This is a genomic window from Streptomyces sp. NPDC002156 (assembly GCF_053593675.1).
The window spans coordinates 1-8,203 of record NZ_JBSFDA010000277.1 but is presented as its reverse complement, the minus strand read 5'-3'; the positions used below and the strand labels follow the sequence as shown (position 1 = coordinate 8,203).

Sequence of the window (8,203 nt, the reverse complement as noted above, 5' to 3'; positions counted from 1 at the left end):
GCCGGCACCTCCTACCGGATGCTCGTCGGCGAGCACGGCGCCCGCATGAAGCAGGGCGACATCGTCCTCGTCTGGGGCGCCACCGGCGGCCTCGGGGCGTACGCCGTGCAGCTGGTGAGGAACAGCGGCGGCATCCCCGTCGGCGTCGTCTCCTCCGACGCCAAGGCAGAGCTGCTGCGGCGCCTCGGCTGCGAGGTGGTGATCAACCGCGCCGAGATCGGCATGGGAGGCGACGAAGCCCCCGGCCCCGAGCAGACGATCGAGCTCGGCAAGCGCCTGGGCCGCGCCATCCGCCGCGAGCTGGGCGAGGACCCGCACATCGTCTTCGACTTCACCGGTCAGGCCACGTTCGGCATCTCCGTCTTCGTCGTCCGCCGCGGCGGCACCGTCGTCACCTGCGGCTCCAGCACCGGCTACCAGCACTCCTACGACAACCGCTACCTGTGGATGAACCTCAAGCGGATCATCGGCAGCCACTCCGCCAACCTCCAGGAGGCGTCGGAGTGCAACCGCCTGGCGAGCCTGGGCCGACTGCAGCCGGTTCTGTCGGCCGTTCACCCGCTGGACGACGTCGCCGAGGCCACCCGGCAGGTGCAGCTCAACCGGCACGTCGGCAAGGTCGGAGTGCTGTGCCTGGCGCCGGAGCCGGGCCTGGGCGTCACCGACGCCGCACGCCGCGCCCGCATCGGCGAGGACCGCATCAACCCGATGCGCCAGCCCGCGGCAGCCACCGCGTAGTCCCGCCCGCCGCCCTTCCGCCCTCCTCATGAAAGGCGTACTCGACGGTGCCCGAATCCTCCGCCGGAATACTCGCCACCGGTTCCTACCTGCCCAAGGAAGAAGTGGGCAACGCCGAGCTGGCCGAGCGGGCCGGCACCACACCCGAGTGGATCGAGCGCAAGACGCAGATCCTCACCCGGCGTTACGCCGCCCCTGACGAGGCCGCCTCCGACCTCGCCGCCAAGGCCGCCGAGAACGCCCTCGGCCAGGCCGGGATGGCCGCCGACGAGATCGACTACATCATCGTCTCCACCTCCACCGGCGACTCCCCCTCCCCGCCCACCGCCAATCTCGTCCAAAACCGCCTGGGCGCCTCCAACGCCGCCTGCTTCGACCTCAACGTCGTCTGCGCCGGCTTCGTCTACGGCCTGGCCCTGGCCCGCAGCCTCGTCGCCCTCTACCCCGACGCGAAGGTGCTGGTGCTGGCCACCGAGGTCTACTCCCGCATCCTCGACTTCTCCGACCGCCGCACCTCCGTCCTGTTCGCCGACGGCGCCGCCGCCGCCGTCGTCGGCCAGGTCGCCCGCCCCTACGGCTTCATCGACGTCGAGCTCGCCAGCCGCGGCGAGGGACACCACCTCATCGGCGTCGCGGCGGGCGGCAGCCGCAAGCCGTCCTCCCACGCGACCGTCGAGGCGGGCGAGCACTTCTTCCGCATGGAGGGCCGCGCCGTCAGCGACTTCGTGATGGAGCAGGTACCGCTCAACCTGGAGCGCCTGACCGACCGCGCCGGTGTTTCCCTCGGCGCCGTCGACCACTTCATCCCGCACCAGGGCAACGGTGTGCTGCTGGGGAAGCTCGCGGAGAAGCTGGGCCTGGAGCGCGCCCGAACCCACGTCACCGTCGACCGGTACGGCAACGTCGGCAGCGCCTCCATCCCCGTCACCCTCGACGACGCCAACCGGGCCGGCCACCTCAAGGACGGAGACCTGGTGCTGATCTCCGGCTTCGGCGGCGGCCTGTCCCTCGGCTCCTGCCTGCTGCGCTGGGCGGTGGCGCCGTGAGTGACGCCCTGTCCGAGGCGGTCCTTGCGGGCGCGTCGGGGGACACCCTCGAACGCCTGCCGCTGCCCGCCCACTACACCGCCGCCCACACGCGCATCGAGGACGTCGACACCTTCGCCGGTCTGTCGGCCACTGACGACAAGGACGTCCGCAAGACCCTCCACGTCGGGCCTGTGCCCATGCCGAGCCTCGCGCCCGACGAGGTGCTGATCGCGGTGATGGCCAGCTCCATCAACTACAACGCCGTCTGGTCGGCCACCTTCCACCCGCTGCCCACCTTCGACTTCCTCAAGCGGTACGCGCGCCAGGGCGGCCACGCCACCCGCCACGACCTGCCCCACCACCAGCTGGGCTCCGACGCGGCCGGCGTCATCGTCCGCGTCGGCGAGGGCGTGCGCCGCTGGCGCACCGGCGACCACGTCGTCGTCTCCGCGGTGCAGGTGGACGACCAGGAGCCCGCCACGCACTCCGACGGCATGCTCGGCGCCGGGCAGTGGGCCTGGGGCTACGAGACGAACTTCGGCGGCCTGGCGCACTACTGCGTGGTGCGCGCCAGCCAGCTGCTCCCCAAGGCCGCCCACCTCACCTGGGAGGAGGCCGCCTGCCTCGCCCAGTGCGCCGGCACCTCCTACCGGATGCTCGTCGGCGAGCACGGCGCCCGCATGAAGCAGGGCGACATCGTCCTCGTCTGGGGCGCCACCGGCGGCCTCGGCGTCTTCGCCACCCAGCTGGTGAAGAACGGCGGCGGCATCCCCGTCGGCGTCGTCTCCTCCGACGCCAAGGCCCGCATCGCCCGCCGCCTCGGCTGCGAGGTGGTGATCAACCGCTCGGAGATCGGCATGGCGGGCAACGAAGCCCCCGGCCCCGAGCGCACCATCGAGCTCGGCAAGCGCCTGGGCCGCATCATCCGCCGCGAGCTGGGCGAGGACCCGCACATCGTCTTCGACAACAACGGCCAGGCCACGTTCGGCATCTCCGTCTTCGTCGTCCGCCGCGGCGGCACCGTCGTCACCTGCGGCTCCAGCACCGGCTACCAGCACTCCTACGACAACCGCTACCTGTGGATGAACCTCAAGCGGATCATCGGCAGCCACGCGGCCAACCTCCAGGAGCAGGCGGAGTGCAACCGCCTGGCGGACATCGGCGCGATCCTGCCGGTCACCTCCGCCGTCCATCCGCTGGACGAGCTGGCTGAGGCCACACGGCAGGTGCAGCTCAACAGCCACTGGGGCAAGGTCGGCGTCCTGTGCCTGGCGCCCGAGCCCGGCCTCGGCGTCACCGACCCCGCACGCCGCGCCCGCATCGGCGAAGAGAACTTCTCCCTCCACTGACCCGAAAGGTGTGCCAGACGGTGGCCGAACACGCCCCACTTGCTGACAGCCCGGTCGGTATCCTCGCGACCGGCTCGTACGTGCCCAAGGACGAGGCCGGCAACGACGAGGTCGCCGCACGCGCCGCCACCACCCCCGAGTGGATCGAGCGCAAGACGCAGATCCTCACCCGGCGATGGGCCGCGCCCGACGAGGCGGCCTCCGACCTCGCCGCCAGGGCCGCCGAGGACGCCCTCGGCCGGGCCGGGATCGGCGCCGACCGCATCGACTACATCATCGTCTCCACCGGCACCGGCGACTCGCCGCAGCCGCCCACCGCCTGCCTGGTGCAGAACGCCATCGGCGCGCGCAACGCCGCCGGCTTCGACATCTCCGTCGCCTGCAGCGGCTTCGTCTACGGCCTGGAGCTGGCCCGCGGCCTGCTGCGGCTGCGCCCCGGCAGCCTCGCCCTGGTCATCTCGAGCGAGGTCTACTCCCGCTTCGCCGACTTCACCGACCGCCGCACCTCGGTGCTGCTGGGCGACGGCGCGGCCGCCGCCGTGGTCGGCGAGGTGCCCGACGGCTACGGCATGCTGGCGTTCGACCTCTCCAGCCGGGGCGATGCCGCCCACCTGCTGCGGATCGACGCCGGCGGCAGCCGCCTGCCGGCCTCCCACCAGACGGTCGACGACGGCGCCCACTTCGTGCGCATGGACGGCCGGGCCGTGCGGGACTTCGTCATGGAGAACGTGCCGCCGGTGGTGGAGCGCCTCGCCGGGCGGGCCGGCGTCGCTCTCGCGGACGTCGACCACTTCGTGCCGCACCAGCCCAACGGCGTGCTGCTGCACCAGCTCTCCCAAGCCACCGGCCTGACCCGGGCGCGCACGCACCGCACGGTCGAGCGGTACGCCAACGTCGGCAGCGCCTCGGTGCCGCTGACGCTCGCCGACGCCGACCAGGCCGGGCATCTGAAGGACGGCGACCTGGTGATGCTCATGGGCTTCGGCGGCGGCATGGCCGTCGGCGGCTGCGTGCTGCGCTGGACCAGCACCTCGACCGGCAAGGACTCGACCGGCAAAGAGACGAGTGATGCCGCGTGAACGCGAACGCCCCGCTGGCCATGGAGGCCACCGACATCGAGCGCGTCGGCGTCATCGGCTGCGGCCTGATGGGCTCGGGCATCGCCGAGGTGTGCGCCCTGGCCGACCGTCAGGTCACCGTCGTCGTCTCCCGCCCCGCCTCCGCCGACGCCGGCCGCGGCCGCATCCGCCAGTCCCTCGGACGCGCCCTCGGCAAGGGCCGCATCACCGAGGAGCAGCGCGACGCCGCCCTGGACCGCATCTCCTTCACCACCGAGCTGACCGACCTGGCCGACCGCCAGCTCGTCATCGAAAGCGTCCGGGAGCACGAGCCCACCAAGCGGGACCTGTTCATCGCGCTGGACTCCGTCGTGACCACCCCGGACGCCATCCTGGCGACCAACACCTCCTCCATCCCCATCACCCGCCTGGGCCGCGCCACCAGCAGGCCCAGCCACGTCATCGGCACGCACTTCTTCAGCCCGGTGCCCGCCATGCCGCTGGTCGAGCTGATCAGCTCGCTCGCCACCGACGAGAAGGTCTACGAGCGGACGCGGGCGTTCGTCGAGGTCGTCATCGGCAAGCAGGTGATCCGCTCCTCCGACCGCAGCGGCTTTGTCATCAACGCCCTGATCATCCCCTACCTGCTCTCCGCGATCCGCATGGTGGAATCCGGCTTCGCCACGCCGGAAACCATCGACAGGGGCCTGGTGCTGGGCTGCTCCCACCCCTACGGCCCGCTGCGCCTGACGGACCTGGTGGGCCTGGACACGGTCGCCGACGTCGCCGCCGCGCTCTACGAGGAATTCAAGGAGCCCCTGTACGCCCCTCCCCCGCTGCTGCTGCGCATGGTCGAGAGCGGGGTCCACGGCAAGAAGGCCGGCCGCGGCTTCTACGAATACGTGTGACGAGAGGAAGAGGACGTCTGGTGCACGCGAACCCCGCGGTGCAGGAAAACGCCACCACCCCCGACGCCATCGCGATCGTCGGGATGTCCTGCCGGTTTCCCGGGGCGGCAAACCCGGGGGAGTTCTGGCAGCTGCTGAGCGGCGGCGGCGAGGCGGTGACCGGGGCGCCCGCCGGGCGCCCCGGACTCGCCGCCGCCGGCGAGGAGATCAGGGGCGGCTTCCTGCCCGGCGTCGACGCCTTCGACCCGGGGTTCTTCGGCCTCTCCCCCCGCGAGGCGAGGTCGATGGACCCGCAGCAGCGGCTCACGCTGGAGCTGGCGTGGGAAGCTCTGGAAGACGCCGGGATCGTCCCGGAGCAGCGGCGTTCCACCGCGACCGGTGTCTTCGTCGGCGCCGTCTGGGACGACTACGCCAAGCTGGCCCACGCGTACGGCGCCCCCGCACTCACGCACACCACCATGACCGGGGTCAGCCGCGGCATCATCGCCAACCGCGTCTCCTACACCCTGGGCCTGACCGGCCCCAGCATGGTGGTCGACACCGCCCAGTCCTCCTCCCTCGTCGCCGTGCACCTGGCCTGCCAGAGCCTGCTGAGCGGCGAGTCCGAGCTGGCGCTGGCGGGGGGCGTCAGCCTCACCCTCACGCCCGAGGGCTTCGCCGTCGCCGAGCGGTTCGGCGCGCTGTCGCCCGAGGGCCGCACCTACACCTTCGACGCCCGCGCGAACGGGTTCGTACGCGGCGAGGGCGGCGGCATGGTGGTGCTGAAGCCCCTCGCCCGCGCCCTGGCCGACGGCGACCGCGTGGACGGCGTCATCCTCGGCGGCGCCGTCAACAACGACGGCGGCGGCGACAGCCTCACCGCCCCGCGCGGCGCCGCCCAGCGGGAGGTGCTGCGCCGCGCCTACGAGCGGGCAGGGGCCGACCCGGGCGCCGTCCGCTTCGTCGAGCTGCACGGCACCGGCACGCCCGTCGGCGACCCCGTCGAGGCCCAAGCCCTCGGCGCGGTCCTCGGCACCGCGCGGCCCGCCGGCACCAAGCCGCTGCTCGTCGGCTCCGTCAAGACCAACATCGGGCACCTGGAGGGCGCGGCGGGCATCGCCGGACTGATCAAGGCAACGCTGTGCCTGCGGGAGCGTGCCCTCGCCCCCAGCCTCAACTACCGCTCCCCCCACCCCGCCATCCCGCTGGAGGAGCTGCGGCTGCGCGTCAACGACACGCTCACCCCGCTGGAGGGCGAACCGCTGGCGGGCGTCAGCTCGTTCGGCATGGGCGGCACCAACTGCCACCTCGTGCTCGCCGCCGCGCCCGCGCCGGCGCACGGGCCCGCACCGCGCACCACGCCCACGCCCGTCCTGCTGTCCGCCCAGAGCGAGGCCGCGCTGCGCGGCCAGGCCGAGCGGCTCCTGACCCACCTGCAGGGCAACCCCGGCCTGCCGCTGGCGGAGGTGGCGCGCGCCCTGGCCACCACCCGCACCCACTTCCGCCACCGCGCCGCGTTCCTCACCGAGGGCGGCGACCAGGTCGCCGCCCTCGGCACGCTGGCCGCCCTGGCCGGGGGCCACCCCGCCCCCCGCGTCACGTTCGGCACGGCCACCCCGCCTCACGACGCGGGCGCTCTGGCGTTCCTCTTCTCGGGCCAGGGCAGCCAGCGCGCCGGCATGGGCCGGGAGCTGTACGGGGCGTTCCCGGCGTTCGCCTCCGCCCTCGACGCCGTCTGCGCGCGGTTCGACCCCGAACTCGGCCGCCCGCTGCGCGAGGTGATGTTCGCCGCGGAGGGCTCGCGGCACGCCGGCCTGATCGACCGGACCCGCTACACCCAGGCCGCGCTCTTCGCCTTCGAGGTCGCGCTGTTCCGACTCCTCCAAGAGTGGGGCCTGGCACCCGACCTGCTCATCGGCCACTCCGTAGGCGAGATCGCCGCCGCCCACGTCGCCGGGGTCCTCTCGCTGGACGACGCCTGCACCCTGGTCGCGGCGCGCGGCCGCCTGATGCAGGAACTGCCCGACGGCGGCGCCATGGTGGCGATTCAGGCGTCCGAGGCCGAGCTGCTGTCCACCCTGTCCGCCCTGGGCGACGGCGCCGCCCTCGCGGCCGTCAACGGGCCCGCCTCCTGCGTCGTCTCCGGCGACGAGGCGGCGGTCCTTGCGGCCGAGGAGGAATGGCGGGGCCGGGGCCGCAAGACACGCCGGCTGACGGTCAGCCACGCCTTCCACTCCCCGCGCATGGACGGCATGCTGACGGAGTTCCGCCGCGTCGCGGAGGGCCTGGCCTGCCTGCCGCCGCACACCCCTCTGGTGTCGAACCTCACCGGCCGTCTGGTGGGCGCGGACGAGATCGACGCCGACTACTGGGTGCGGCACGTGCGGGAGAGCGTCCGCTTCCTGGACGGCGTGCGCAGCCTGGAGGAGCAGGGCGCGAGCCGCTACCTGGAGATCGGCCCGGACGCGGCGCTGACCCCCATGGCCCGCGACAGCCTGACAGGGCGCAGCGACACCAAGCCGGTGCTGGCAGCCGCCCAACGCCGCACCCGCCCCGAGGTCCAGGCCCTGTTCGCCGCCCTGACCCGCCTGCACGTCGACGGCGCCGCCGTCGACTGGTCGGGCCCCCTGGGCCGCACCACCGGCCGCACCCCGCTGCCGACGTACGCCTTCCAGCGCAAGCGCTACTGGCTGCAGGAGCAAGGCCCTTCGCCCGAGACCGCGTCCGGGGCGGGGACCGAGGCCGCGCGCACACCGGAGGCGCAGGCCGCGCCCGCGTCACCTGACGCGACGGTGCTCGCGCCGTCGCCCGAGGCGGCACACGGGCCGCAGGCCGAGGCCGGGCCGCAGGCGCGGGACGTGGACCTCGCCGGAACCGTGCTCGGCGAGGTGGCGGCCGTGCTGGAGGCCGACTCGGTTCAGGAGATCGACGCCCGGCGTTCGTTCAAGGACCTCGGGTTCGACTCGATGACCGGGGTCGAGCTGCGCGAGCGGCTGAGCGAGGCGTTGGGCAGGGCGCTGCCGACAACCCTCGTCTTCGACCATCCCACCCCCGAGGCGGTCATCGACTTCCTGCGCGGCGGGCGCGCCACCGGTCCTCCGGAACCCGGCGCACGGCGTCGACGCCGTCGGCCAGCAGCCGCC

6 protein-coding genes are annotated in these 8,203 nt (G+C 73.4%); all 6 read left to right on the top strand.

The genetic code is table 11. From position 1 onward, the window contains the following. Positions 1-738 (top strand): zinc-binding dehydrogenase (locus tag ACWCRB_RS47705; RefSeq protein WP_451002053.1); only part of this gene is annotated, 738 nt, incomplete at its 5' end. A gap of 47 nt (positions 739-785) precedes the next feature. Next, positions 786-1,784: a 3-oxoacyl-ACP synthase III family protein gene (locus tag ACWCRB_RS47700; RefSeq protein WP_451002052.1), complete on the top strand. Its 999-nt coding sequence runs from the start codon at positions 786-788 to the stop codon at positions 1,782-1,784. Further along, complete coding sequence (gene ccrA, locus ACWCRB_RS47695; RefSeq protein ID WP_451002051.1) at positions 1,781-3,115, top strand: crotonyl-CoA carboxylase/reductase; 1,335 nt, start codon at positions 1,781-1,783, stop codon at positions 3,113-3,115. Before ACWCRB_RS47700 ends, ccrA begins: the two co-directional genes overlap by 4 nt. A 20-nt stretch (positions 3,116-3,135) precedes the next feature. After that, complete coding sequence (locus ACWCRB_RS47690) at positions 3,136-4,194, top strand: 3-oxoacyl-ACP synthase III family protein (RefSeq protein ID WP_451002050.1); 1,059 nt, start codon at positions 3,136-3,138, stop codon at positions 4,192-4,194. A gap of 20 nt (positions 4,195-4,214) precedes the next feature. Continuing rightward, the gene (locus tag ACWCRB_RS47685; protein WP_451002054.1) at positions 4,215-5,081 is read left to right on the top strand and encodes a 3-hydroxybutyryl-CoA dehydrogenase; all 867 of its coding nucleotides are present in this window, start codon (positions 4,215-4,217) and stop codon (positions 5,079-5,081) included. Between the two features lie 20 nt (positions 5,082-5,101). After that, positions 5,102-8,203: type I polyketide synthase (locus ACWCRB_RS47680; protein ID WP_451002049.1), on the top strand; the 3,102-nt coding region annotated here is incomplete at its 3' end.

What these genes read in the sequence shown, in the direction of transcription:
- ACWCRB_RS47685 (WP_451002054.1), top strand. Translation starts at nt 4,215, where the DNA reads ATGGAGGCCACCGACATCGAGCGCGTCGGCGTCATCGGCTGCGGCCTG.